36 protein-coding genes and 1 tRNA gene are annotated in these 26444 nt (G+C 44.4%); 35 read left to right on the top strand and 2 right to left on the bottom strand.

Translation table 11 applies throughout. The annotated features are described in order from the left end of the window. Nucleotides 1-121: 121 nt before the first annotated feature. The 28 genes from BMZ04_RS06055 to BMZ04_RS05920 all read left to right on the top strand — a co-directional run bounded on the left by BMZ04_RS06055 (nucleotide 122) and on the right by BMZ04_RS05920 (nucleotide 19141). Nucleotides 122-733, top strand: a complete 612-nt coding sequence (locus BMZ04_RS06055) for a succinate dehydrogenase cytochrome b558 subunit (protein ID WP_093266730.1) — start codon at nucleotides 122-124, stop codon at nucleotides 731-733. A 48-nt stretch (nucleotides 734-781) separates the two neighbouring features. Then, entirely contained in the window at nucleotides 782-2539 is a 1758-nt protein-coding gene (sdhA, locus tag BMZ04_RS06050; RefSeq protein WP_093266727.1) for a succinate dehydrogenase flavoprotein subunit, read from the top strand. A 2-nt stretch (nucleotides 2540-2541) separates the two neighbouring features. Further along, nucleotides 2542-3318: a succinate dehydrogenase iron-sulfur subunit gene (sdhB, locus tag BMZ04_RS06045; RefSeq protein WP_093266724.1), complete on the top strand. Its 777-nt coding sequence runs from the start codon at nucleotides 2542-2544 to the stop codon at nucleotides 3316-3318. A gap of 490 nt (nucleotides 3319-3808) precedes the next feature. Next, complete coding sequence (locus tag BMZ04_RS06035; protein ID WP_093266718.1) at nucleotides 3809-4258, top strand: acyl-CoA thioesterase; 450 nt, start codon at nucleotides 3809-3811, stop codon at nucleotides 4256-4258. Between the two features lie 65 nt (nucleotides 4259-4323). Further along, a complete protein-coding gene (locus BMZ04_RS06030; RefSeq protein WP_093266715.1) occupies nucleotides 4324-4548 on the top strand; it encodes a helix-turn-helix domain-containing protein in 225 nt (74 codons plus the stop codon). Nucleotides 4549-4625: 77 nt separating this feature from the next. Further along, nucleotides 4626-5084 (top strand): MarR family winged helix-turn-helix transcriptional regulator, encoded by a 459-nt coding sequence (locus tag BMZ04_RS06025; protein WP_093266712.1) that lies wholly within the window; start codon nucleotides 4626-4628, stop codon nucleotides 5082-5084. Between the two features lie 9 nt (nucleotides 5085-5093). Beyond that, nucleotides 5094-5891, top strand: coding sequence for a glutamate racemase (gene racE, locus BMZ04_RS06020; RefSeq protein WP_093266709.1), 798 nt, complete (start codon nucleotides 5094-5096; stop codon nucleotides 5889-5891). Between the two features lie 72 nt (nucleotides 5892-5963). Then, complete coding sequence (gene rph, locus BMZ04_RS06015) at nucleotides 5964-6725, top strand: ribonuclease PH (protein WP_093266706.1); 762 nt, start codon at nucleotides 5964-5966, stop codon at nucleotides 6723-6725. Further along, complete coding sequence (locus tag BMZ04_RS06010; protein WP_093266703.1) at nucleotides 6722-7324, top strand: XTP/dITP diphosphatase; 603 nt, start codon at nucleotides 6722-6724, stop codon at nucleotides 7322-7324. The genes rph and BMZ04_RS06010 overlap by 4 nt, the downstream gene beginning before the upstream one ends. Nucleotides 7325-7332: 8 nt before the next feature. Next, on the top strand, nucleotides 7333-7827 hold the full coding sequence (locus BMZ04_RS06005; protein ID WP_093266700.1) for a metallophosphoesterase family protein: 495 nt from the start codon (nucleotides 7333-7335) through the stop codon (nucleotides 7825-7827). Nucleotides 7828-8001: 174 nt separating this feature from the next. After that, nucleotides 8002-8075, top strand: a tRNA-Arg gene (locus BMZ04_RS06000). A gap of 137 nt (nucleotides 8076-8212) precedes the next feature. Next, nucleotides 8213-9214 (top strand): tyrosine-type recombinase/integrase, encoded by a 1002-nt coding sequence (locus BMZ04_RS05995; protein ID WP_093266697.1) that lies wholly within the window; start codon nucleotides 8213-8215, stop codon nucleotides 9212-9214. A gap of 315 nt (nucleotides 9215-9529) precedes the next feature. Beyond that, a complete protein-coding gene (locus BMZ04_RS05990) occupies nucleotides 9530-10354 on the top strand; it encodes a hypothetical protein (RefSeq protein WP_093266694.1) in 825 nt (274 codons plus the stop codon). Continuing rightward, complete coding sequence (locus BMZ04_RS05985; protein WP_093266691.1) at nucleotides 10351-10665, top strand: hypothetical protein; 315 nt, start codon at nucleotides 10351-10353, stop codon at nucleotides 10663-10665. Before BMZ04_RS05990 ends, BMZ04_RS05985 begins: the two co-directional genes overlap by 4 nt. 148 nt (nucleotides 10666-10813) lie before the next feature. Further along, nucleotides 10814-11386 carry a hypothetical protein gene (locus tag BMZ04_RS05980; RefSeq protein ID WP_093266688.1) on the top strand — a complete coding sequence of 191 codons (573 nt, stop codon included), beginning with the start codon at nucleotides 10814-10816 and terminating at the stop codon, nucleotides 11384-11386. Nucleotides 11387-11617: 231 nt separating this feature from the next. After that, nucleotides 11618-11968, top strand: coding sequence for a helix-turn-helix domain-containing protein (locus BMZ04_RS05975; RefSeq protein ID WP_177184344.1), 351 nt, complete (start codon nucleotides 11618-11620; stop codon nucleotides 11966-11968). A gap of 404 nt (nucleotides 11969-12372) precedes the next feature. Further along, nucleotides 12373-12750, top strand: coding sequence for a DUF1642 domain-containing protein (locus tag BMZ04_RS05970; RefSeq protein WP_093266681.1), 378 nt, complete (start codon nucleotides 12373-12375; stop codon nucleotides 12748-12750). Then, on the top strand, nucleotides 12750-13364 hold the full coding sequence (locus BMZ04_RS05965) for a DUF4230 domain-containing protein (RefSeq protein WP_093266678.1): 615 nt from the start codon (nucleotides 12750-12752) through the stop codon (nucleotides 13362-13364). The genes BMZ04_RS05970 and BMZ04_RS05965 overlap by 1 nt, the downstream gene beginning before the upstream one ends. A gap of 17 nt (nucleotides 13365-13381) precedes the next feature. Then, a complete protein-coding gene (locus BMZ04_RS05960; RefSeq protein WP_093266675.1) occupies nucleotides 13382-13780 on the top strand; it encodes a hypothetical protein in 399 nt (132 codons plus the stop codon). Then, the gene (locus BMZ04_RS05955; RefSeq protein WP_093266672.1) at nucleotides 13777-14169 is read left to right on the top strand and encodes a hypothetical protein; all 393 of its coding nucleotides are present in this window, start codon (nucleotides 13777-13779) and stop codon (nucleotides 14167-14169) included. The genes BMZ04_RS05960 and BMZ04_RS05955 overlap by 4 nt, the downstream gene beginning before the upstream one ends. 11 nt (nucleotides 14170-14180) lie before the next feature. Then, a complete protein-coding gene (locus tag BMZ04_RS05950) occupies nucleotides 14181-14429 on the top strand; it encodes a hypothetical protein (RefSeq protein ID WP_093266668.1) in 249 nt (82 codons plus the stop codon). Beyond that, entirely contained in the window at nucleotides 14429-15163 is a 735-nt protein-coding gene (locus BMZ04_RS05945; RefSeq protein ID WP_093266663.1) for an ATP-binding protein, read from the top strand. Before BMZ04_RS05950 ends, BMZ04_RS05945 begins: the two co-directional genes overlap by 1 nt. Then, the gene (locus BMZ04_RS05940) at nucleotides 15163-15609 is read left to right on the top strand and encodes a YopX family protein (RefSeq protein ID WP_177184343.1); all 447 of its coding nucleotides are present in this window, start codon (nucleotides 15163-15165) and stop codon (nucleotides 15607-15609) included. The genes BMZ04_RS05945 and BMZ04_RS05940 overlap by 1 nt, the downstream gene beginning before the upstream one ends. Nucleotides 15610-15611: 2 nt before the next feature. Further along, the gene (locus BMZ04_RS05935) at nucleotides 15612-15806 is read left to right on the top strand and encodes a hypothetical protein (RefSeq protein WP_093266660.1); all 195 of its coding nucleotides are present in this window, start codon (nucleotides 15612-15614) and stop codon (nucleotides 15804-15806) included. Between the two features lie 20 nt (nucleotides 15807-15826). Further along, the gene (locus BMZ04_RS05930) at nucleotides 15827-16324 is read left to right on the top strand and encodes a hypothetical protein (protein WP_093266658.1); all 498 of its coding nucleotides are present in this window, start codon (nucleotides 15827-15829) and stop codon (nucleotides 16322-16324) included. Between the two features lie 160 nt (nucleotides 16325-16484). Continuing rightward, nucleotides 16485-16640: a hypothetical protein gene (locus BMZ04_RS22275; protein ID WP_177184342.1), complete on the top strand. Its 156-nt coding sequence runs from the start codon at nucleotides 16485-16487 to the stop codon at nucleotides 16638-16640. A 465-nt stretch (nucleotides 16641-17105) separates the two neighbouring features. After that, nucleotides 17106-18092, top strand: a complete 987-nt coding sequence (locus BMZ04_RS05925; RefSeq protein WP_369802628.1) for a P-loop NTPase family protein — start codon at nucleotides 17106-17108, stop codon at nucleotides 18090-18092. A 65-nt stretch (nucleotides 18093-18157) separates the two neighbouring features. Continuing rightward, on the top strand, nucleotides 18158-19141 hold the full coding sequence (locus BMZ04_RS05920) for a toprim domain-containing protein (protein WP_093266652.1): 984 nt from the start codon (nucleotides 18158-18160) through the stop codon (nucleotides 19139-19141). Nucleotides 19142-19272: 131 nt separating this feature from the next. On the opposite strand, the gene BMZ04_RS23120 is transcribed toward BMZ04_RS05920, so the two are convergent. Together BMZ04_RS23120 and BMZ04_RS05910 are read right to left on the bottom strand one after the other, a co-directional pair. Next, nucleotides 19273-19473: a helix-turn-helix transcriptional regulator gene (locus tag BMZ04_RS23120; protein WP_093266650.1), complete on the bottom strand. Its 201-nt coding sequence runs from the start codon at nucleotides 19471-19473 to the stop codon at nucleotides 19273-19275. 77 nt (nucleotides 19474-19550) lie between these two features. Further along, nucleotides 19551-19760, bottom strand: coding sequence for a helix-turn-helix domain-containing protein (locus tag BMZ04_RS05910; RefSeq protein ID WP_093266647.1), 210 nt, complete (start codon nucleotides 19758-19760; stop codon nucleotides 19551-19553). Between the two features lie 175 nt (nucleotides 19761-19935). On the opposite strand from BMZ04_RS05910, the gene BMZ04_RS05905 reads away from it, so the two are divergent. From BMZ04_RS05905 to BMZ04_RS05880, 7 genes are all read left to right on the top strand, one after another. After that, nucleotides 19936-20556, top strand: coding sequence for a sigma-70 RNA polymerase sigma factor region 4 domain-containing protein (locus BMZ04_RS05905; protein WP_093266644.1), 621 nt, complete (start codon nucleotides 19936-19938; stop codon nucleotides 20554-20556). A 182-nt stretch (nucleotides 20557-20738) separates the two neighbouring features. Further along, nucleotides 20739-20912: a hypothetical protein gene (locus BMZ04_RS22270; RefSeq protein ID WP_177184340.1), complete on the top strand. Its 174-nt coding sequence runs from the start codon at nucleotides 20739-20741 to the stop codon at nucleotides 20910-20912. Then, nucleotides 20909-21466, top strand: coding sequence for a hypothetical protein (locus tag BMZ04_RS05900; protein ID WP_093266641.1), 558 nt, complete (start codon nucleotides 20909-20911; stop codon nucleotides 21464-21466). The genes BMZ04_RS22270 and BMZ04_RS05900 overlap by 4 nt, the downstream gene beginning before the upstream one ends. Nucleotides 21467-21555: 89 nt before the next feature. Beyond that, nucleotides 21556-22380, top strand: a complete 825-nt coding sequence (locus BMZ04_RS05895) for a hypothetical protein (protein WP_093266638.1) — start codon at nucleotides 21556-21558, stop codon at nucleotides 22378-22380. Continuing rightward, entirely contained in the window at nucleotides 22380-22766 is a 387-nt protein-coding gene (locus BMZ04_RS05890; protein ID WP_093266635.1) for a PDDEXK-like family protein, read from the top strand. The genes BMZ04_RS05895 and BMZ04_RS05890 overlap by 1 nt, the downstream gene beginning before the upstream one ends. Nucleotides 22767-22787: 21 nt before the next feature. Beyond that, nucleotides 22788-23603: a hypothetical protein gene (locus tag BMZ04_RS05885; protein WP_093266632.1), complete on the top strand. Its 816-nt coding sequence runs from the start codon at nucleotides 22788-22790 to the stop codon at nucleotides 23601-23603. Nucleotides 23604-23883: 280 nt separating this feature from the next. Next, on the top strand, nucleotides 23884-26409 hold the full coding sequence (locus BMZ04_RS05880) for a DNA polymerase (RefSeq protein ID WP_255367814.1): 2526 nt from the start codon (nucleotides 23884-23886) through the stop codon (nucleotides 26407-26409). Nucleotides 26410-26444: the final 35 nt, after the last annotated feature.

The raw sequence follows: 26444 nt of genomic DNA, 5'->3' as shown, positions 1-26444 counted from the left end.
GATGGGAGTACAATAGATATGTCATAAATTCGTAACATGATGATGTAAATAGTGTATGAAAACTATTCTATTAAAATAGTTTTCATACCGAGCAAATGTAAATTTGAGGGGGGTAACTGTTTTGTCGAAAGATCGCGAATTTTATTGGCGCCGCCTACATTCACTTTTGGGAATTATTCCTGTCGGGTTGTTTTTGGCGCAACACTTAGTAGTAAACCACTTTGCTACTAGAGGAGCAGATGCATTTAATAGTGCATCCCATTTTATGGAGAGTCTACCATTTAGATTGATGTTGGAAATCTTTGTGATTTACTTACCATTAGCTTTCCATGCATTTTACGGAATCTATATTGCATTTACTGCAAAGAATAATCCGAAAAACTTTGGTACGCTACGCAACTATCTATTCATTTTACAAAGATTCACTGGAATTTTTCTTGTTGTTTTCATCGCATGGCATGTATTTGAGACAAGATTTCAAGCTGCAATCGGTGCAAAAGAAGTTAATTTTAACATGATGGCGGAGATTTTATCAAATCCTTGGATGTTAGGTTTTTACATCGTTGGAGTTATTGCAGCAACATTCCACTTAGCTAACGGTATTTGGTCATTCTTAGTTAGTTGGGGAATCACACAATCACCACAATCACAACGAATTGCTACATATGTAACATTAGTAATCTTCTTAGCGTTATCTGTAGTTGGTGTACAAGCTCTTTTAGCATTCGTATAAGAACTTTTCATACATTCAACTACCATAAAATCGAGGAGTGAGAATAGCATGGCAAAAAGTAAACTTATTGTTGTCGGCGGTGGTCTAGCTGGATTAATGGCAACAATGAAAGCAGCCGAAGATGGCACGCACGTAGATCTATTTTCATTAGTTCCTGTAAAACGCTCACACTCTGTTTGTGCACAAGGCGGTATTAACGGGGCTGTAAATACAAAAGGGGAAGGCGATTCACCTACAGTACACTTAGATGATACTGTATATGGTGGAGACTTCTTAGCAAACCAAAAACCAGTAAAAGCAATGACAGACGCTGCTCCTGGAATTATTAGCTTATTTGACCGAATGGGTGTTATGTTCAACCGTACACCTGAAGGATTATTAGATTTCCGTCGTTTTGGTGGTACTTTAATGCACCGTACAGCATTTGCTGGTGCGACTACTGGCCAACAATTGTTATACGCTTTAGACGAACAAGTTCGTCGTTTTGAAGTTGACGGTCTAGTTACGAAGTTCGAAGGATGGGAATTCCTTGGAATTATAAAAGATAGTGAAGGAGTTTGTCGCGGTATTAAAGCACAAAACCTTCAAACAATGGAGATTCGTGCTTTTCGCGGGGATGCTGTTATTATGGCAACTGGTGGTCCTGGAATTATTTTTGGAAAAACGACTAACTCTATTATCAATACTGGTTCTGCGGCTTCAATAGTTTATCAACAAGGTGCATACTATGCAAATGGTGAATTTATCCAAATTCATCCAACTGCAATCCCTGGTGACGATAAACTCCGCTTAATGTCAGAATCTGCGCGTGGTGAGGGTGGACGTATTTGGACATACAAAGACGGAAAACCTTGGTACTTCCTAGAAGAAAAATATCCTGCATACGGTAACCTTGTACCACGTGATATCGCAACACGTGAAATTTTCGACGTATGTGTGAACCAAAAGCTTGGTATTAACGGAGAAAACATGGTGTATCTAGATCTTTCTCACAAAGATCCACACGAACTGGATATTAAACTAGGTGGAATTATCGAAATCTATGAGAAATTCACTGGTGATGATCCTCGTAAAGTGCCAATGAAAATCTTCCCGGCAGTGCATTATTCAATGGGTGGACTTTGGGTAGATGATGATCAAATGACAAACATTCCAGGATTATTTGCTGCGGGTGAATGTGATTACTCTCAACACGGTGCGAACCGTCTAGGAGCAAACTCCCTACTATCAGCTGTATTCGGTGGAAGCGTTGCAGGTCCAAATGCGGTTAACTATATGAGTAAACTTAAAACGCATGCAGTTGATATGGATGACGCTATTTTCGAAGCTGAAGTGAAACTTGAGCAAGAAAAATGGGACAAAACGTTAGCAATGAAAGGTACTGAAAATGCTTATCTAATTCATAAAGAATTGGGAGAGCTTATGACGGATAACGTAACTGTAGTTCGTTATAATGACAGACTTGAGGCTACTGATAAGAAAATTCAAGAATTACTGGAAAGATATGAAAATATTAATATGGATGATACGCAAAAATGGTCTAACCAAGGCGCATCCTTTACACGTCAATTGAAAAATATGCTATATTTAGCGCGTGTTATTACAATTGGTGCACTTCAACGTAACGAAAGCCGCGGGGCGCATTACAAACCTGATTTCCCAGAACGTAATGATGAAGAGTTCATGAAAACAACAATGGCGAAATTCGATCCGGCAACTGGGGCTCCAATTATTCATTATGAAGAAGTCGATGTATCGATTGTTGCACCACGTAAACGTGATTATTCTACGAAAGGAGAAAATTAATCATGGTAACAGCAACTGAAACAAAAAAAGTTCAAATTGAAATTTTTCGTCAAGATACACCAGAATCTACTCCATATTGGGAGAAGTTCGAAGTGAATTATCGTCCTAATATGAACGTTATTTCTGCCCTAATGGAAATTCGCCAAAATCCTGTCAATGCTGACGGAAAAGCGACTACTCCGGTTGCATGGGATATGAGCTGTTTAGAAGAAGTGTGTGGAGCTTGTTCAATGGTTATCAATGGTAAACCACGCCAATCTTGTTCAGCGTTAATTGATCAATTGACTCAACCGATTCAATTGGCACCAATGAAAACATTCCCTGTAGTTCGTGATCTTCAAGTAGACAGAACTCGTATGTTTGATTCATTGAAAAAAGTAAAAGCATGGGTTCCAATCGATGGATCATATGATCTTGGTGAAGGACCACGTATGCCAGAACGTAAGCGTCAATGGGCATATGAACTATCTAAATGTATGACCTGTGGTGTTTGTTTGGAAGCATGTCCAAACGTAAATAGCGGTGCATCCTTTATGGGACCTGCTCCACTTTCACAAGTACGTTTGTTTAATGCACATCCAACAGGTTCTATGAATAAAGATGAACGTCTAAATGCAATTATGGGAGATGGAGGGCTTGCAAACTGTGGTAACGCACAAAACTGTGTTGTTGCATGTCCAAAAGGTATTCCTTTAACAACTTCTATCGCTGCATTGAACCGTGATACAACTGTTCAAATGTTCAAAAACTTCTTCGGAAGCGACCATATGGTTGATTAAATATAGAAAAGCGTAAGCGCCTCTTTTAGAGGGGACAGTCTAAGTTCGCGACATCGTGTCGCAACGACTGCATGACCCGCATCCTGCAGGCCTCCGACAGGCAAATGGGGATAGGGTAGGTCTGCAAAGTGCGCCACATCCTGTGGCAAAGCAGACATGACCCGCATCGTGCGGGCCCAGGAGGCAGTTCTCCAGCCGCCACAGCTTTTCACATTTGACCCCGAGGGACAACGTTCTTCTGCGACGAGCTGTGCGAAGGAGCACATGGTTTTAACTGCGACGAGCTATGCGCAGGAGCACATGGTTTTAACTGCGACGAGCTATACGCAGGAGCAAGGCGCTGTAGCTTGACAATCTCTAAGTAAAAAAAGTTAACACTTTCTCAGGGAACGTCACATAAAATCTGCGTAGAATGTAATGTTCTATGCAGATTTTTTGTTTCTCTGTTACAATAAATGAATAAATATTCATTTATAGGGGGATGTTTTTTATGCGAGCTAGTTACATAGAAGATGTTGCGAGTTGGGAAAAAGAATTTTCTTTTTATGTGGAAGTAAGTGTACGTTTTTCAGAAACGGATATGTACGGACATTTAAATAATACGGTTACATTTGCTTATTTTGAATATGCACGTATAGAGTATTTTAAACATATAAATCTCATGAGTGACTGGTTGAATCCAAAAGGAGAAAAAATTCCAGTTGTTGCGGATTTGCAATGTGATTATGTCAAACAAGTATTCTTCGACGAAAAAATTCGAATATATGTAAAAGTCGATAAAATTGGTTCTTCGTCCGTAGATATACATTATATGGCTAAAAATGAAAAAGGCGAAATTGTCTTTACTGGCAGGGGTTCTATCGTCCAAATTGACAAAAAAACAGGGAAAGGCTCAAGTTGGAATGAAGAAGAACGAGAAGTTTTTCAAAAACAGCCCTAACTAGCCGTCACCTACTATCCCGATGCTACATACGTTAGAAGGAGAGTGGATAGGGGGCTAAGGCATTGTATGATAACAATCAGCATCGATCAATATTGACGAACAGAGAACGTCAAATTTTTCAGTTACTAGTAGAAGATAATTCTACTAAGGAAATTTCAATTCAGTTATCAATTAGTGAAAAAACGGTCAGAAATCATATTTCTAATACGATACAAAAACTAGGAGTATCCGGAAGGTCACAAGCAATTGTGGAACTATTAAGACTAGGTGAACTATCGTTGAACTAACTTGAATCCTTGCCATTTTCCTCAGAACACGTCACAATATTAAATATGTAGAATTGTTTTGGGGAGTGAAGGATCATATGGCAGATGATATAAGAAATATGGAGCACAATCAAGAAGATGTTGCTTTTTTAGAAAAAGAGCTTCGACATATATCGGGTATTATTAAACAAAGAGGTCGTCAAATTTTAAATGCATATACAATAACACCGCCGCAGTTTGTAGCCCTCCAATGGCTTCTAGAGCTTGGAGACATGACAATCGGTGATCTTTCCAATAAAATGTATCTAGCTTTTAGTACAACGACGGATTTAATCGATCGTATGGAAAGAAGTGTACTAGTTCAACGAGTTAGAGATGAACAAGACCGCCGTGTAGTGCGTATACATTTACTTGCAGAAGGTGAACGTATTATTGAAGAGGTTATTGATAAAAGACAGCAATACTTAAAAGATATCCTTGGTCAGTTTGACGAAAAAGAAGTAGCAAATTTATCGATTTTATTAGAAAAATTACATCAAGAGATGAAAAAGAACTGAGGAATTAAAGTGAAAGCCCCAATTGGTGTTATAGACTCTGGAGTAGGTGGATTGACAGTTGCAAAAGAAATTATGCGACATTTACCTAATGAAGAAATTATTTATATAGGAGATACGGCAAGATGTCCGTATGGACCAAGGTCGAGCGAAGAGGTGCGTAAATTTACATGGCAACTCGCCACGACGCTTGCTAAAATGAATATCAAGATGCTTGTTATTGCTTGTAATACAGCGACGGCAGTAGCGCTAAATTCATTAAGTAAAAAAATGCCTTTTCCTGTCATTGGTGTTATTTTTCCAGGGGCAAGGGCTGCGATTAAAGCAACAAAGAAAAATGAAATCGTAGTGCTAGGTACAAGCGGTACGATTAAAAGTGGAGCGTATGAAGAAGCGATAGCGGCTTTAAATACATCCAGTAAAGTTATTCCACTTGCTTGCCCTACATTCGTTCCACTCGTTGAAAGTAATGAATATGAAGGCGAGTTTGCTAAGAGTATGGTAATGGAAACATTATTGCCATTAAAAAACGAGCAATTTGATACGGTTATTCTCGGATGTACGCATTATCCATTACTACAAAAGCATATTGAAGAAGCAGTTGGTCAAAATGTAAAAGTACTTTCCTCTGCCGAAGAAACAGCTCAAGATGTAATGGAGTATTTAGATTATCATTATATGCATCATCCGACTGAAGAGAAAAAAACACCTGTTTTTTATACGACTGGATCTGTACCAATATTTAAAACGATTGTGGAAAAATGGTTAGAGTTACGGAATGCGGATGTACGAACAATTTCATTCAAATGACCCTGTTAGCTTGAGAAAACTTCAATAACGGGGTCTTCTTTTGCGTAAATGAATAGACTAAAGGAGAAATATATGATTAGAACTGATGGAAGAAAAGTAAATGAACTAAGAGATGTAAAAATAGAAACTGATTATTTAATTCATCCAGAAGGATCTGTATTAATAACGGTTGGACGAACAAAAGTCATATGTAATGCGACGATTGAAGACCGAGTGCCACCGTTTTTAAGAGGACAAGGGAAAGGATGGATTACTGCAGAGTATTCCATGCTGCCACGCGCAACCGAATCACGTAACCAAAGAGAATCTTCTAAAGGAAAAGTGACTGGTCGTACGATGGAAATTCAACGTCTAATTGGACGAGCACTTCGCTCTGTTGTTGATTTAGAAGTAATCGGGGAAAAAACAATTTGGATCGATTGTGACGTTATTCAAGCAGATGGTGGTACAAGAACTGCAAGTATTACAGGTGCATTTGTGGCATTAACGATTGCGCTTGGAAAATTATACGAACAAAAGAAATTGGCGTATTTTCCAGTTCGTGAATATTTAGCTGCAACAAGTGTCGGGGTATTGGAAAACGGTGGGGTCGTATTAGATTTAAATTATGAAGAAGACGCTGCTGCTTCCGTTGATATGAATATTGTCCAAACGAGCAGTGGTGAATATGTAGAACTTCAAGGTACAGGAGAAGAAGCGACATTTTCCAGAAAACAATTAATGGAGTTATTGGATTTTGGTGATATTGGTATTAAACACTTAATGGATGTTCAATTCACAGCACTAGGCGAATTAGCAACTAAAATTGGTGAGGGAGGTCCTGAAACCGTATGAACAAGATAATTATTGCAACGAAAAACAAAGGAAAAGCAAAAGATTATGAAGCTCTCTTTGGTCCACTTGGATACGAGGTACTAACGCTTCATGATGTAGCAGATGATATGGATGTAGAAGAAACAGGATCAACTTTTGAGGAAAATGCATTGTTAAAAGCAACAGCACTCGCTAACCATTTACAGACAATGGTCATTGCAGATGACAGTGGACTTGAAATCGACGCACTAGACGGACGCCCAGGCATCTATTCTGCAAGATATGCGGGGGAAGAGAAGAGCGATGAGGCAAATATTGATAAAGTGCTAGAAGAGCTTAAAGACGTCAAAGAATCAGAAAGAAGCGCAAGATTCGTTTGTGCGATTGCTGTAGCTTCTCCGACAAGCGAACCATTTACTGTAAGAGGAACTTGTGAAGGTATCATTGCGTCAGAAAGAAAAGGCACGAATGGATTCGGATATGATCCAATCTTTTTTGTTCCTGCCGAAAACAAGATGATGGCAGAACTAACAGCCGAAGAAAAAGGTGCTATTTCGCATCGCGGAAATGCGCTCCAATTACTTGCTACGAATCTAGATGATTTAGTTGGGAAAGCGTAAATATATCGATGAAAATATTAGTGATGAGTGATACGCATCGTGATACGGAGACAATGGGACGAGTGTTAGAGCATTGGACGGATGTAGATGCGGTAATTCATTGTGGTGATAGTGAATTAGCTGCAACCTATTTTGAAAGTAAACCAGTCCATATTGTTCGAGGAAATTGTGACTTTGATGATGGTTTTCCAGAAGAAGTAGTAATCGACCTAGGGAACGAAAAAATATTAGTTGTACATGGTCATAAGCATCAAGTAAAAACAACGCTAATGCCACTTAAATATCGTGCCGAAGAAGTACAAGCTTCTATTGTTTGTTTCGGTCATTCGCATTTAATCGGTGCAGAATATCAAAAAGGCGTTTTGTATATTAATCCGGGAAGCTTACATAAGCCGCGTGGACGTAAAGAGAAAAGTTATGCGATTGTTGAAAAGATGAAACATACATGGCAAGTAAAGTTTTACTCTTCGGAGCATGTGGTACTAGAAAGTACAAGTTTTTGATTTTATTTTGCAAGGGGTAAAACCAGTGCAACTTTAAGTGAAAGCCATTAAAGCTCTTGGCTTAAATGAAATTGAGAATTTTATTTAAATTTTTTCCTGAAAAGCGTTGACTTTGTTGGAGTATAATTATATAATAAATATTGTCTTTCCTATCTGTGTGGTGGGGGAGTACTTGTCTCAGTAGCTCAGCTGGATAGAGCAACGCCCTTCTAAGGCGTCGGTCGGGAGTTCGAATCTCTCCTGGGACGTACGCACTATAGCGGTTAAAGCCGCGTCATATAAGCCTTTCTATCACGTACAAAGTAACGGTCATTGAGTCGATCTGTATTTCGGACTTACGCTCGTCCGACCGTCGCCCTTATTACGTAATAGGAGGCTTTTTATTATGGCTACGAAGAAAAAGACGGAATTAGCCGTCGACAAAGATTTAACGGATTTATTCGGTTCAGTGGCGCCCACTAAAGCGAAGAAGGCGTCTAAAACGGAAGCGGTATCGGTCAGCTTATCGGTGACGCGAGCGCTTGAAATCGTTATTACGCAGATGCAGACGGGCGGTTTACGTCCGCGCACGATTAGCGACTACGAATTACACGTTAAGCATTTCATCGAAGTAACGCAGATAGAGCGATTAGACGAGGCGTCAGCGGAAGGCGTCTACGAATGGCTGGCGTCGATGCAAGTGAGCGCACAAACGAAGCTGACGCGTCTTAAATGCCTAAAGGCGTTCTTAGAGCGTTGCGCGGATAACGGATGGCTAGGCGCACGATTCTGGCGTCAGATAACGATTAAAGTCGATGCGCCCGTTAAAGAAGGGGCGGCAGAAGCTGACGTATTTGCGCTATTGCGATTGCTCGACTTATCGGATTTCGTGCAGTTACGCGATGCAACGGCGATTCTGCTGATGTATCAAACGGGATTACGCCTCGGATCAGTATCGGTATTGGAAGAACGCCACGTCGATATAAATACGCAGACGCTACGACTCGAAGGTGCTATCGTTAAGAACCGCGAATCCATCGTACTACCGTTCGACGAACGCCTTAAAACGCTATTAAGCACACTGATAGCGCAGAATGCGAAGGTCCGAAAAATACACGGCGAGCGTAACGACTTCGTATTTGTAACGAGAACAGGAACGCGGATAGCAACGTCGTTTACATCGAATAACATCGGCAAGCGGATTAATTTCTACAAACGTAAATACGGATTAGCGAATATGTCGCCGCACGCATTGCGTCGAGGATTCGCGAAGGACATCTATAATCGGAGTGGTGGCGACCTTGCGCTAGTATCGAAAGCACTCGGCCATAGCGATTTTGCCGTAACAACACGCTATTTACATTTAAGTCCGGAAGAAGTCGCAGACAAGCTACGCAAGTATCGTTAAGCGTCCGTTTTGCTCGTTTCTAGCCGTCTTAATGTATATCGGGAGTATTTAGTTTGGGTTTAGGGTGAAACGGCTTATACGCACGATTATATAGCCTTAATTAAATAAGCAATGTATAAAGTCCTGTACTTAATTGTATGGGGCTTTTTTGCGTCCTCTAAAATTAGTTCACGAAAACCATCCGCACAGAGCAGTCTCAAACGATATTACTAGTATAAGAGATTACAAATAGCGAGGCGCAATAAGGTGCCACGATTAATAGAGAAATCGGTATTAATTAAAAGAAACGCAAATAAAGCGAAGGGGTGACGTTTTATGGGTGAGGAATTAAACGGGATAAAAAACGAGGGGATCGTAACACGGGACGAGTTACTGGCAATGGGCTATGAGGAAAGAAAAGGCCAAAAGGGTTCGTGCTTATATTGGAATGGTGATAGCTTAATCGCAAGGGAGTGTAATCTGTGTGGGGTGTTGAAATTGCACAGGAAGTTTGGTAAGGACGGCAAGGGAGGTATCCGATCGAATTGCCTAGATTGTCACGCGACACAAGTCAGAAAAAAACGGATTGAAAACCCGGAGAAGCTTAGAGAAATGGACAAGCGAAGGTATAACGAAAACCCGGAGAAGATGAAGGAATATGTAAATCTTTGGAGAAGAAAAAATCCAGAGAAAGCAAGAATAAGTAATAACCGTTGGACGAAGAATAACCCCGAGAAAGTGTCGCTATACAGTAGTAGAAGGCGAGCGCTCAAAAGCACACTTCCCGCAGGTTTAACACTAAGGCATCAAATAGAGATAAAGGAGCGCTTCGCAAATGTCTGTGCATTAACCGGGGAAGCCGACACACATATGGACCACGCAATTCCACTTGCGGTTGGGCATGGAGGGTCTATTCCCGAAAACTGTTACCCTTTACGTGCTGACTTAAACGTTTCAAAAGGTGCGCAACACATATTCGAATGGTTCGAGGCCAACAAGGAACGCTTCGGACTTGAACAACGCAAGTTTGACGAACTAATAGAATATCTTGCGCAACTTAACGCAATGTCGACGCAAGAGTACCGCAAATACGTAGATTGGTGTTTTGACAATCCACGCAGTATTGACGTAATTAAAACTGAGAAGGAGGAATCAGCATGACAGAAAAGGACAAACTAGCAAAGTTTAGCGGTAGTTTTAAGAATAAGAGCAGGGTAGATACTGACGATATTTGCCGTGTCATTCGTGGAAAAGGCAATAAATTTGCTAACATGACCGATGAAATTTGGGCTGATACTAACCGGGTGAGTGCGGAAAGTCGTGGTGTCTCCGGTATTACTTACGATGACTTACAACTTAGTGGCATTCTCCCAATGGCGCTATCTAGCGGGGATCAGAAAGACTTTGACGATAAAGGCGATACATTTTCGGATTGGTATGACGAAGAGTTATGGCGCCTACACGAAGAATAAAATACGCACTTAATATACGACCTAACTACGTAGAACATACGGGTTAGGTCGTTTTTACTTTGTCCTCGTTGACATATTCGGAATAATCCGGCATATTATATGATAAGTAACGGAATTAGATAACGAAACAATAACGAGGAGTGTACGTATGAAAACGGATAAAAAACCGTGGTATAAACGTTGGACGATATGGACAGCCGCATTTTTAATATTCACCGCATTTAGCGCAACAATGGGCGCTTTATTACCGCCACCGGAAGAGGCAGCGCCAGTAGTATACGTAGAGAAGGCGGATAGTACGGAAGCTACGGCGAAGGCGGCCGAGAAAGAAGCGAAGAAAGCGAAGAAAGCCGAGGCGGAAGCGGCGAAGGAAAAGGCGGATGCAGAAGCGGAAAAGCTACGCAAAGAAACGGAGCAAGCTGCGGTAGATAAGACGTTAGCCGAATTCGAAACGTTCAAGCAGTTGCTTATCGAGAATTCGGACGGCATTATTACGGACGTTACTGTTGAGTACGGCAGTTACTATAAAGCGAATGTATTCGTCGATGAAACGACATGGGCGGTTAGTTCGGAAAGCGAAAAAGAATCGTTTGCTACTACGGTAAGTACGGCGATAAAGACGGTGCTTGACGATACTGCGCTTGTAGACATTCGATCAGCGACTAATAACGATATCGTAGCGGAAGAGAAAGTATTCGGAGGCTACGATATAAAACGATAGAAATAACGATGCCCTGCGCCTAATCAGCGTGGGGCGTTTTTTGCGTTATGCGGAAGTTTCCGAAATTAATTTGCGAAAATACTCCGCACTTGCGATTCCATTTCGATATTAGAAGTAAGGAGGCGATAACATGACGGAATACGGAACGGTATTATTTCTACTTTATATGGCGCTGATTGGTTCGGGATTATTCGTATGGACGATTCGGTCGCCAAAAGGAGAGTCGGAGAAATGACGCAGGATACGAAGTTGAACGTGCTAGATTTTCAGGATCAACGCTTCACCCGCGTAACTAAAAGCGTAATAAACGACGAAGTACACCTCGATAAAGCATCGCAGAAACTAGTTTACGCAATCTTATGTATGTACGCAGATAATACGTCTATGAAATCGCATCCTAGCGTTCAGACACTCGCAAAGAAAGCATGTTGTTCGGAGAATACAGTTAGAGCAGCGTTGAAGCGTTTGGAAGAATTGGAACTCGTTAAAATAACGCGAAGACGACGCGGTATTTCGCACCTATCGAATGAATACACGCTATTAGTTCCGCCGGATAGTTTTACCTTACCTACTTCAATATAGGCAGTAGAGTACTTCAATACTTGAGGGAGGGTACTTCACCAATTGAAGACTAACTAGACTTACTTAACTATACTCATTTAACTAGACTTAGTAATTGCGAGAGTAAAATAAAGTTCAAGTAATTGCTCCTTCACTATCGTTCAGTCGCAGATGTTTTTATAAAAGATTATAACGCTAATATTAAGTGCCTACGATAAATACCTACTATATATAATCGAAGGAACTTAAGTTCAAAAGAATAGGCGTACGGGTGGCGCCGGCATCAAACGACGTAGTACGCGTTTTAACCGTCATAATCGACGATTACAGGCGTTCTACCATCGCACCTAAAGAAATACTCACGGAATACAAACGGAGGCTCACAGGCACGATAAATACACGAATATGAAACGGAGGAATAACGAATGTCAAACGCAAAAGTAACGCTACCATCGGAAGTGATCGAAGCAATCGAGGAATTACGCACGCTCGAATTTACCAACGCCGAAATACTTATGTGTGCGGTCAATCATACGCAACCTCATACGGCTACGACGTACACACTCTACGAATGGGCGAGCGCTAATAAGTCGGAGGACAAACTCATGCAAGCGCTAGTCAGCGGATACGAAGTCGAAAAGTCGCCGAAGGACAAGGTGCGCGAGTACTACGAAGATATACGAATGCTACCAGCAAATCTCGGAATGACAACGCCTACGATTATCCGAGCGGAAGGCGCAATGGAAGGTATCCGTGAAACGCTCGACATACTCGGAATCAAAATCGAAGGGGTCAACGCCTAATGTCGCTAAACCTACGCAAGCTAGCAACGTTTGCCCTCGTCGTCATAACCGCAGTCGTCACGCTAACGGCCTGCATGAGCGGTAACAAGGCGTCGTCTATCGAAAAAGAGGCGGAGCAACTAAGCGTACCGACAACGCATATAATCGATAAGCAAACGGTCATCACGGCGCTTACTGAGAACTTACAAATCGTCGGACTCGAAGGCGTAGTCGAAAAGGAATTCCGCTATACCGACGCCAAGTGGTTCGGCGACAAGACGTTCGACATGACGCTACACGGTACGTTTAAAACCGGCTTTAACATCGCAGACATTACGGCGGCTAACGTAGTCATCACGGCTAATAACGAAATCATCATTAATACGCCGGACATCGAATTAATTGCGCTGGAGTTGCCTTACGACGCGATCGTCATCGATAAGCAAGTCGGGGCTTTACGCAAGGACTTCACGGAAGTCGACCGCCAGTTGTTATACGCAAAGGCGAGCGCATCCGTACGTAAGGAAATCGAAGCGGACGGCGAGGTACGGAAGCAGTCGGAACAAGCGAGCCAGCGCGCGATTGAAGCGATATTGGCGCTAGTGCCGGGAGTAACGAAAATAACGTTTAATTAACGAGGGGGAATCGGAAAATGACACGATTAACAACGGAAGAAATCGAAGCAATCCGCAAACGAGCGGAGGAAGGTAAGAGAATTAACGTCGAATCAACGCTAATCGACGAATACCACTTAGTATGGGAACGGCGTATAAACGACGTCGGTGTTCAATTCCTAAGTCATGCGGTCGAAGATATTCCGAAGCTGCTGGCGGAGGTTGAGAGATTACGAGAGAGAAATAAAGCGCTTAACACGAATAGAAATGAATGGATGACGTCTCATTTCGAATTTCAGCGTAAGAGCGATAAATTTCGTAAAGCGTTGGAAACTATCGCAAATTCTGACGGATGGTTAATCGACCCTGCGCCTTTACGTACTACCGAAGAGGCATATGATAAATGCGTCGATATTGCAACGGAGGCGATTAAATGACGAAGCACTACACGGAATTACCTACGGAAAAGTGGAACACCGCCCACTTCCGCAATTACTTAGTCGACGAACACAAGCGTCGTTACGGCGTAGATTACGTACCTTTCCGAGGCTTTAACGCAGAAGCCGGCATGTTAGGACGTTACATCGGCACAGCGAAGCGTGAAGGGCAATACGATAAGGCGCTTGTCAAGGCGTTCATCGACGCTTGCTTCGACGAGTACAAGCCGTCCGCGCAATATCCGGGGCTATCGTATGGGTTTATGGTTACGTATATGACGCGGCACTTACAGCGGTTACAAGCGGAGTCACAACGCAAGGCAGACGTAGACAGAGCGGTCGCTACGTCGGATAACGACAATATCGATAAATTAGCCGATTGGCTTTAGGAGGTGGCGGAATGGTTTTCGAGTTAATCGTAGTAGATACGAAGGAAGAAGCGGACTTCATTAATTTAACGGTCGCCAAGCCGAATGACCATCGTAAGACTTACGCAGTATTCGTAGGGCAAACGATTTGCGGATTACATCACAGAGGCGTCCGACCTAACCGACTTACACGTTGGCACCGTGAACTAACGACGGAAATGGAATTGCGATGGAATGCCGAAGTTTTAATACCGTCTGTACGGATAAAGGAGGCACTTTAATGACGCGAAATTGCTTACTAGACGCACATAAGCGCGGAGGCTGCAAAACGTGCCTAATGACCTGCGCGCACAGAATCGCTTTAACCGGTTTAAATTCAAAGGGCGGCCGCATAGGCGCTGCGAAAGTGCCGTCGGAATATCGGAACATCACGCTAGCAACGTCGCCAGCGCGCAAGGAACAGGCGGACATCTACGGGCTATTAGCGGATTATGTAGCGACGTTTGAACGCCAGTTTGACGCAGATGGACAGCGGATTAAATCGCTATATCTTTGGAGCGAATCGCCAGGCACGGGGAAAACCACGACTGCGGCGAGTTTAATATCAGAATATATCGTCGCTCATTACCTCGGCTCGCTCAAACGCGGACAACAGGCGGAGCAACGGCCGGCGCTATTTCTCGACGTCAATAAGCTGCAAACGGATTACAACCTCGCTACCATGACGCATGACGAAGCAGGCTTGGCGAAGGTAACGGCCGAAATGCGCAAGGCAATGGACGTCAGCTTCCTCGTAATGGATGACGTAGGTATTAGGTCCGCAAGTGAATCGTTTAAATCGATTGTACACGCGATCATTAACGCTAGAACTACAAACGGCAAGCCTACGCTCTATACGTCGAATCTGCCGATTGCCGAAATGGCGACCGTGTTCGATGCGAGGCTTGCCGATAGGATGCGCGACCAATGCGCGGTATTACACTTCGTAGGTGAATCGAAAAGGGGGAAACGATGATGAGAGAGATTAAGTTTAGAGCGTGGGATGGCGAACGATTAAGGCAAGTATGGGGACTTTCTTGGATTGACGGCGAGCTCGATGCGGTTAATACGCCGAAATATCACGGTCCAGTTGACGAAGATGTTGAAGTAATGCAGTACGCAGGACTCACCGACAAGAACGGTGTAGAGATTTATGAGGGAGATATTTTAAAAGTATGGCATGAGGACGAATACGTGCCATACCGAGACAGCGGCGGAGGAATAATTGATTATGACCGCGAAGAGGGTTTTTCGCAAATAGGTGTAGTAGGGGTTACTGGTTGTTCATTTGATTATAAAACCACGAAAACTATAAGTGGTAAACATGAAGAAATACACATGCCTATCGACTGGTTAAACAACTATGAAGTCGTCGGGAACATATACGAAAACGCGAATCTCTTAAATGAAACGGAGGCGTAACGATGCTCACCGCGCTAACACAAATCGCAATAATAATCGTAGGCATACCGGCACTTACGCTAATTACGTTCTATTATATCGACCGAGCGCTAACTATTAAAAGCGACGCAGTACGAGCGCACATTACGGTATTCGGCGGGGGCTTCACGTATCTCCTAGCCGAAGCAATAGCGTTTAAATTATTCGGATTTTACTAAAAGAAACGGAGGGCTAACGCATGAATCCAAAATTAAAACCCATTGCAAATATCGGTGACATCGTAACGATTAACGGTTATGGACGCAGACTATTCCGAGTGGACGCTTATACACACGAATTCATGGTCGACGAGGACGGTACGGAAGAGGACATTTGGTACGACGTATCTTGCGTAAATACTGGCGAATATACAATCGGTGCGCATGACGAAGTGAAGTTCGTTTGTGGCGCAACACACGCCGAAGTATTCATCGCCAACTACGATCACCCCGTAACACCATCGCTACTTAGCGGACTATCATTCACGGTTAATGTCGATAGTGCTGAAAACGTAGCGCCAGTGACGCCGAAGCCAAAGCCGAAAAGTCGTCAGCAGAAACAGGCGCAAGTGGACGAACTACTCGACGAGTTGAACGACTTGACGCTATTAAACGAATTCTTCGGTGGTAAGGACGAGGAATATACGGAGCGCATTGCGGAAGTTAGCGAGAAGTTGAAGGCGGTGAGCGGACGATGAAATTCTTACTAAAACAAATCCGCTGTAACCACGGATGGAAAACGGTAGACACTTTACCTTATACATTCGGATGTGTTAAATGCGGAAAAGTTAAGAAGGTATGGTCGGGGGATATATCGGCTTGGAAATTCAAACGGAAGTATAAGGGGGATACGTTTAGATGACGAAGTTTACCGAAGAAGAACGCGCGTACTGGATTAACTTCTGCGTAATGATCGCGGGTGATCTCGGGATCGACCACGGCGACTTTAACGAATTAACCGACGAGCAACTCGATAAGGAAGCCGATTGGTATTACGACTTGTCGGGTAAGTAGTGGCGTAAAAGTACCCGTATACGGTAGACAACGGAATCGCCGAATACGCGTCCGATACAGCAACGACGCGGTTTTCCGAAATTACATCGAAAAAGGAGGAAACGTTAATTGAGTAACTACGGTATATTACTATTATCGAAGATTATTGATAACAACGATATTTCCGCACTCGATCGCCATAACGTCACCGAAGCGCATTTCAATACGGATGCAGAACGCAAAGCCTACCGGTTCATACGTGACTACGCCACGACTAACCGAGGCCAAGCGCCAAGCTATGCGTCCGTTACCGAAGAATGTCCCGGCTTTTTCTATACGCCACAAGTCGGAGAATCGTACGGCTTTCTAACGCGAAAATTAATGAACGATTCGGCGGACGCGCAGTTCTCGGAATTCGTTAACAACGGTGAACTGGCGAGGCTTTTCGAAAGTAACCGCGATGACATGCCGACGTTCCTCGACACGTTGACAGAACGGTTAGAAGCGATTAAACTGAGAACAGACGTTCGAGAAAAAGTGGGGACGGATTTAAAAAACGACACAGCGAAGTTTCTATCGGAGTACGAACGTAGGAAAGCCGGCGAGTCATTCCGCATATGGCGTAGCAAGTTTAGCGCAATCGGGGAATACGTCAGCGGTAACTTATATACGATATTCGGTAAGTCGGGACGAGGTAAATCGGTCATTGCGCTAGAGGACGCCATATACGCCGCATCACAAGGCGCGAACGTTCTGATATGGGCGATGGAAATGGGATGGTACGAAGTCCTCGTACGTATCTACGTTAGCTTGTCGGGAGAATCCGGTATTACAACGGCCCACCTAAACGGCGTAGATATGTCGGCGGGCTTCGATAGCCGCGACGTAAGGCTCGGACAATTGAACGATGAATTCGAAGGCGCTTTCCGAACATTCGTCGGACAACTAAACGAAATTATACCGGGTAATATTACGGTTCGTGCCGTTGATGACGAGGACTTTGGGAATAGAACGCTACGAGCGCTAGAAGCGGATATTACGATGACGAAAGCGGATTATGTCGTAATCGATCCGTTTTACTTCCTGGACTACGAAGCGAATACGTCCAAAACGGCGGGCGGTGACGCAGCTAATACTTCGATGTTATTACGTAGGCTTGCCGGGCGAAAGTCCGTAGTTGCTATCGCTATTACCCAAGCGGAGGAAACGACACCTACCGAGGATGACGAAGGCGAGCGCGAACTAGAGTTACCGAATAGGAAGGACGTCAAGAAAACGAAAAGCCTACTCGAAGATGCCTCGCTATTAATCGGCGTAGACTCAGCGTATAAGCAAGGGCGAGCGCTAGTCGGCGTATTTAAAGGGCGCGACGGTGGCGAAGGGAATACGTCGGAGATACTTTATATGCCGCAGTATGGCGTAGTGAAGGAAGCGGAGACAGGCGCAAATGCGATTACAGAATTTAATTTTTAATCGACGAGTGCTATTCCTTGCGCCACTATATTTCCAAGATTATAGTTAATAAGGAGGACACACTCATGCCGATAATTACCGTTCGCGGACAACCGCTAAACGTAGACATCCGCAACGAACTCGACGCTTTCGAATGGTTGTCCGTTAAGCCCAACGCCGATAAGCTAATCGCAGCATCGCCCTTCCGTTATGATAAAACGCCATCGTTCTTCGTTAATTACGACGGTGAATACGCCGGCTGTTTCGGAGATTCAGGCGCTTACGATTCCGACTGGGCTTCCGGCAATTTTACGAAGCTACTCGCTTTCCTACGCAACGAAACGTACGAAGAAACGGAAGATTACCTCGTTGAGTCTTACGGCATAGGCGAAGCAACGGAGCGTCAAAAGCTAATCGTCCCACCGCTAAAGCAGCGTAAGCCTTTCCGACCACTCGACTGCGCATTAATCGAGCAGCTAACGTCGCCGTATTTAACGAAGCGCGGCATTAGTCCGGAAGTCCAAGCGCGAGCAGGCGTAGGCAAGACCCGGCACAAAGGCTTCGTTGCGATTCCGTGGTATTTACCGGATGGCCGCCTTGCCAACGTAAAGTACCGTGCGACGCGAGGTAAGACGTTCTTCTACGAAAAAGGAGCGCATCCGATACGTCAGCTAGTGTACGGCGCAAACGTTGTTACTGGCGGGGACCTTTACGTATGTGAAGCGGAAATCGATGCGCTATCGTGGCAAACGGCGGGCTTTAACGCAGTGGCGGTCGGTGGTGTAGCGTTCAATCGGAAGCAAGCGGATATAATTCGATGCTTGCCGTATGACGCGATTATTGCAGCGGGCGATAACGACAAAGCAGGACGACGCTTCAACGAACAAGTGGCGATTCTCTTACGCGGCGAACGCTTGTACACGGTAAATTACGGGGCAATACCGATGAAGGATGCGAACGCTATTTTGACGGCAAATGGGCCGGAGGCATTGCGAAGTCTTGCGGCGTCTGTAACGAAGGAAAACACTATCTCCGTAGGGTTAACTAGTCCGACATACATGCGAAAATAAAAGAGTCGGAATATGGCGAAACTTATCGACAACATCTGGTAATCATGGTAATATTAGCGGTAACATATGTTCTGTTAAGGAATTCCTTAACATTCCCACGGACGGCGATAAAAGCCCGTCCGCGACCGTAGTCATATACGCTTATATTCGAATAATTCGTCAAGCGTACAGTTGAGGGCAATCGCAAACTTTACCGCAGTCTTAACCTGTAATTTCGAGCTGCCGTTCTCGTAAGCAGAAATCGTATGACGAGAAACGCCCGATAGTACTTCTAGCTCATACTGCGTAAGTCCGCGATCTAAGCGACGGTCGCGCAAGTTACAACGCAACATAACGTCTATAGTCGCACACCTCCGCAGAATATTTTACCATTTATCGAAGAAATAAAAAAGACGCCAATTACGGCGCCTCAATCGCTTTCCTTCGGTAGTACTTCGACGACAGCTTCGATAGGGACGTCTAAATACAGGCAAATTTCCGCTAAACGTTCGATAGATACGGGACGATCGTTGTTTAAATTGGCCGCAACGTTCGATGTAATGCCGACTTCTTTTCGTAAAGTACGGAAGGAAATTCCGCGAGATTCTAGTAAACTCCGTAGTTTTTCATACGATACCATAGACCTAATTCTCTCCCTGTGACAAAAGTTATAAAAAAGGGTTGACTTTCTCAACCACTTTAATTATATTATTATCTAAGGAGTAAGTAAATAAACAATTTTTAAAAACTTTTCAATATCTACTCCGCACTTTGAAATTAGAAACGATAATACTATTATAGGAGGAATACAAAACATGCCAATCAACGAAATAGTACTACGGTATCAAACAACGAAATGCGAAAAAGCATTTTGCGAAATCTACGAATATATCTACGAAGGGGGATTCGGAATAGTAAGCACTTTCTCTCGGAGGTACAAGTTAGACGAACTGGACGTCGAATCGATGATAAACGAAAAGTTACTCGACATCGCTACTAAGTTCGATGGTCAAGGAAAATTCAAAAACGCAGTATACAGCGCCATAAAATTCGGCTGCATCGATTTAGCCAGAAAAAGAACACTACGCGATAACCGAACCACCGAAGTAATGTACGAGGATGACGACGGAATTCTAAACGAAGTGTACGAAATCATCGAAGTCGCGCCAACGACAGAAGATGACGAGATTAAGGGAATAAAAAAACGCGACCAGCGCCAACTAGTCACGTTCTTACTATCGAATGCTAACGAACTAACTCTCACATCAGCGTCAGCATTCATCGAAACTGATTCGTACCGAAAAGCCGCCAAGCAAATCGGCACTACCGACAAAACTGTAAAATCGCGAATTCGTAATTTATCTAAACATTATGATGAATCAATCTATGGAAGTTATTACGACTATTTCACGGCACCAACAGTGCATGTCGGTTAATAAATTCGTATTACGTAGGCTTATTTAATTATGCCTTCAAAAGTTATTATAACGCATGATGAATCTTTATTCAATATATTATTGTGAGGATACTTCACTTGTCTACTATAGTATACGCAAGTTTACCGGAAACGTTCCACTTTCCTTAAAAATAAAACGAAACTTAAACGGAGGTTAACGCAATGCCTAACTACTACACTAACTATTATAACCCGGATTCGCCGGATTTAAACACGCAATATTTACCAACTTTACACGGACGCTACCAAGCGGACTACGACTACAACGGTACTTTAGACGCAGACGGCGACGAGGCGGACTACTATCGCATGGTAAAGGTGGTGCGACTTGGATGAAAACGTACAATCCTACGGTTCACGCCGTTGAGCAAGCGCGTATCAGATTCGGAGTTGCGGAAGAGGACGCGAAGGCATGGTTTAACCAGCTAATGGAAACGGCGCTTTACGTAACGACCCAAACGCCTAGTAAGCGCAAAGTGTATAAAAACAGCGGTATCGACGCGATGATCGTACTCGACCCTAAAGACGACGTTATCGTAACGATTTTACCGAAGCATGGCGACGGTGTTAAAGCGAAGGTTAAATTCTCCGCAACTAACGCCATAATCTCGAAAGCTCGCGCTACAATCAAACGCGAACTAACGAAAGCGCAACGTCAATTTGTGCGAGAATTCCGTACGCTATCCGAACGACAAGCGCTCGTACAAATCGAAATAGCGCAGTTAACGCTAAACAAAGTGCGCGCTAAGAACCCGAAAACACAAGCGTCGATTCAAACGAATATTGACGTAGCGCTAGGCATGTTCGACGAGATTGGTAAGGCGCTTGACGAATTGCGAGCGGAATATGAGCGTACGAAACGAGAGGCTGACGCTTTTCTTACTATATAAATAAAGCCGGCATCAACGTCGGCTACTGCGTCACAACCGAAACCCGACTGCAATCCTGCGACGTAATATCGTGGGGAAGGAGGTTAGCGTTGTACGTAGTAGCGGGCGTTGGAAAGTCCAGCGTTCGAAAAACATTCGAAAAGGGAGCGATTTTATTGAGTAAATACGCAGCAGGTTTGGACGCACTAGACGCTTTGAACGCAACAAACGACGGTGGAAATAACGCGGAGTTCCAAAGCTTTAAATCCGGCAGCACGTTCTACGTTAAAGTACTCGGTACGGCGAATTTAATATCGTTCTATTCATACGGAATCTTCAAGCAGGTTAATAGCTTCGTAGCAAAAGAGCCATCGCAGAAATCGAAAGCCGGCTATCCAGTAGCGGACTATACAGTTTGGGATCGCGCTTGGAAATATCACAAGGATTTATCGGCGGATTTCAGCGACCACCACGGACAAGAAGCGTCCAAGTATCGCGCTAAACAGCGCTTTGCAATGGGCTTCTACGACTTAACAACGGGCGAGCCGATCATTGTCGACGTATCTAAAGCGCAGGCACAGGCGATTCATGCCGTTATCGTGAAGAACGAAAAGCGCCTCGGAAAGTTTGCGTTCGAACTATCGAAGCAAGGTAGCGGAACAACAACAACGGTAAGCCTATCGCCTGTTATGGATATGGACGAAGATTTAACGGACGCACAACGCGCTAATTTCGAGAAGGCGCCCGCTGAATTCGATATGTCGCTGTTCGACGGATTGCTATTCGAAGCGGACGAAGCGGAGCAAATTAAGCTACTGACGCAAGCAGGCTTCGACGTTAGCTTAATCGGGCTAACAAACGCAGCTCCTAACGCAGACCCGTTCGCAGCATCTAGCGGACCAATCGACGTAGACTCCGAAAGCTTGCCGTTTTAATGGTAGTCGCACAGGCGCTTACAACAGCGAGCATCGGTCGCCATAGCGAACTGTTGGCGCAGACAGCGTTACTTGCGAATGGGTGGACGGTGCTGGAATCTATCGTTCCGGCGGCGTTCGATATCGCGGTAACCAAACGAGGCGACAACCGTATCTGCAGATGTCAGGTAAAGACGTTGATTCAGCGCACGAAAGATGGCGTCGATTACTACGTCCTTAAAGGCAAGAAGAACAGCGGAGAAGTCTACGACAAGTACGACTGCGACGTATTTATCGGCGTAACCAATAACGTCGTATACCTCGTAGAAAACCGGTGCATATCCGAGTACTGGGCGCGGGTCGACGAAGTAGCGGAGAAATGGACGGAATTACCTACGACACTATAAACGAAAATGGAGGCGTTATTATTGGCGAAACTTACATTAGTAGACGGCACGATCTTCGAGGGAACTACGGAGGAATTATTCGCAATTACGCAGAAGTTCGGCGGAGAAGTACCGGAAGAAGTCCCGGACGAGCCTGCGAAAGAAATTACGCACAACGGCGCTACTTACACGCTAGTTGAACGCAAGGCGCAAGCGGGTGACGTCGTTATTCTCTGCGATACTGATGGCGAACTATTCAGCGTCGGACGAACGTACGAAGTCGAGGAAGGCGTTCAAATTGCGGACCGTGACGGAGAATTATTCGATTTATACCGACCGCAATTGCGCCGCACAACCGATACGGTACTCGTATACGCACCGAAAGTTGAGCCGTTGAAAGTCGGAGAATCCGTTATCATCAGAGGTAACTCGAAATTTGGCGTAGATTTAGACGGTAAGTTAGGGGTATACGAAGGTACTTCCGTAACTTATGCGCCATCACATGCGAGAGTTAACACGCTTGGCGAAAGGACATACGTAGTCAAATACGAGCAACTTCGTAAAGCTACCGACGAAGAAGTCGCAGAAGCGAAGGCTAAAGCGGAGTCACTCGCTAAACAAGCCGCTAAAGACGCAGTATTCACGAAAGCAGGACGCAAGCCGAATGAGTACCGCAAGGGCGATATTGTGCGCGTGCTAAATCCTCGTATTGCGAACTTAATCGTAGGTGAAGTCGGAGAAATTACATCGTATGATTCTAGCGGATCATTTAACGTTACTCATAAAAGAAGTTGTTGGGTCGGTTACGACCAGGTTGAACCGGTAACTTTCGCCGAATCACGACTCGACCGAAAATAACGCAGGCAAAGCGAAGGAGGGCTCGGAATTGAAATTAACGCTGAATATAGCGGCAAAGCAGACGGGGGCAACGGACGCCCTCCAAGCCGCAGCCGTAAGGAAGTCCGCCGCGACGGAAACGTTGGAGGACGCTTGGATTCGCGTTTCACAATCGAAGTTCACCGATAAAGAACGTATGGAATTCGACGCAGCGTATCGAGCGTTTAAAGCCGGTAAGGCAGGACGCATCAAAGACGGCAAGTTTACGAAAGCCGAAGCGTTGCAGATGGGACGTCGCATATTGGCGGAGGAACACGAACAATTACGTGAGCAGCGCATGAAAGAAACGCTAGAAACGAAGCCGACGAATTATAACGTTATTACGAAGGATTCCGATTTACAAGCGATGATCGAGCGCCTTAACGAAGAAGTCCGCTTACAGCAAGACGACGAATGGTTCCGTAAAGTATTCGGACTATTCAACGATACGATTATCCGACGTAGGTTGCTCGAAAGTGGCGTAGAAATACCGCTAGTAACGTCCTTCACGGAATGGGATACGGAAACAAGCGGTACAGATACGCGAATCGATTTAAGCGGAGGTTATTCGTTTTGGCTACCACTACTGAACGAAGGCTATTACGTAGCTTACGGACATTTAACGGAAGATGAACAATGCACACGCTCGAAGGCGCTAGACATCGTAAAGGCATTTATCGAGGACGCAAGCCATGCGAAAGCCTTTCATAATACAACGTTTGACTATGCGATGTTCTTAAACGACGGTCTTGCACCGAAAGGCTTCCGATACGATTCGATGGACGCAGCGCAGTTAATGAACGAGCACGAGGAATCAAACGGATTGAAGCCGTTAGTATCGAAATACAAGAAGTACATCGGCGCGGACCATATGGACGATTTCACTTTCGAGGATTTATTCGGAAAAGGATCGCCGATGATTTACTCGCCGGAAGTCGTAGGGATATACGCTATAAAAGACGTTGAAAAAGGTTGGCTATTTACGAAGTGGCAAATCGATATGATGTTGCGTACGGACGACTTATATTATCCGTATTTCGAAATCCGCCAATACCTCTACGAAGTTAATACGACTATAGAACGCACAGGATTCGTAATCGACTTAGATGAAATGAAGCGCCTGGAAAACGAATTCGAGCCGAAGCTACAACAGGCAATTGACGACTTGCACGCATCATACGGAATTGACGACGACTTCCTTTACGAAATGTCGATGCACATTAAGGGCGACAAAATCGACGAGTGGTGCGCTAACCGTCAGAAACAAATCGATAAACAAAACGAAATGTTGAGACATTGTGAGGAAGAACTAAAGACCGCTAATCCTGCGACGAAGAAGTATCAGCAGCTAAAGGAGCGCATCCGTAAGTATAAGACGGAACCATTGGCACCAGCAATTCCGCAAAATGCACCGGATTTCATAACGGAGTTCAACTTAGATTCTGACGCGCATATTTCGTATCTCATTTACGACGTACTAAAGATCGAGGACAAGACGAAGCAATTCGATAAGAAACGAGAGCGTTTAACGAATAAAGACGTGTTAGGTCTTTATTTTAAAACGGAACCGTCGCTTAAACCGCTCGCAGAATTCTCGAAATTATCAACGCTATTAGGTACGTTCATTAAAAAGATTCCGCAAGCTATCGATGTAGATGGACGCCTGCACACGCAATTACAAACGGTATCTACAGGACGCTACAGTTCGAAAGGATATACCGGAAAAAGTAACTCGCTATATCACAACGACATTAACGACGATAATTTCCTATCGCAAATGCGCCTATTAGTCGACGCTGAAAAGAATGTCAGAAAAGGCACGAACGTTCAGAATATACCCGCAAGAACGGAAGAAGGTAAGCGCGTCCGAATGGCGTTCAAGCCTCCAAAAGACCACACGTTCTTAGGTTCGGATTTATCATCGATAGAGCCACGTATACAGGCACATCGAATGGCGACAGAGTTTGGCGATGAAATATTCGCTGATATGTACCGCAAAGGACTCGATCCTTACGTTGAGTTTGCTGCGATATTATTCGAAGTTCCTGCGGAGCATTGCACGGAGTCCTATTATAAATCCGTTAAAGGAACGCCACAACAAGTACCGGATTTCCGTAAAGCGATGAAGCAAGCGTTCTTGGCGCGTGGTTATGGGCAGGCGAAAGATATGTTCTACAAAGGCGTAATTCCGCACGGAGTAACCGAGGAACAGGCGTATTATGCTTACGATAAGTTTGACGAGGTGTTGCCTGGCTTCGGTGGAATGGTCGAAGAAACATTCGCTCACCTCCGTAGGTACGGATGGACTGCGACGATATTTAAGCAAAAGCGCAGATTCCCCGGTTATGTCGAGAAGTATAAACGACTATGCGTTCTAATGCGTAAATGCGGAATCACCGACAAGAACGATCCCGAACTCGGTAAGAAGTCGAATAAGATTCCGTGGAAAGAGCGCTCGGAATTCTGGGACTTAATGCGATTCACTGGCGGTTGCGAGCGTGCTGCGTTCAACCATACGATACAAGGTTCCGGCGCTAACATATTGCAACTGTGTATGATACGGAGCTACTACGAATGTACTGTAACTCGCGGTTGGGAGTTCGCCCTAACACTGCATGACGAATTGAAGTGCGCTATACCTGACAATCAGCTTACGAAAGAAGCAACCGATTTATATACGAACATCATGACGGATACGTTCCACTTAGTTTTACCGCTTGAATGCGACACCGTAATTGAGCCGTGTTGGATGGAGGAATACTCGCCGGAAGAATATTTCGCACAATAAGCTCACGCAGTACTCCGCACCACACCGTTCACAAA

It is taken from the genome of Psychrobacillus sp. OK032, assembly GCF_900111345.1.
Classification (GTDB): domain Bacteria; phylum Bacillota; class Bacilli; order Bacillales_A; family Planococcaceae; genus Psychrobacillus.
The sequence above is the reverse complement of the archived record's forward strand: the minus strand, read 5'-3'. Positions and strand labels throughout refer to the sequence as shown.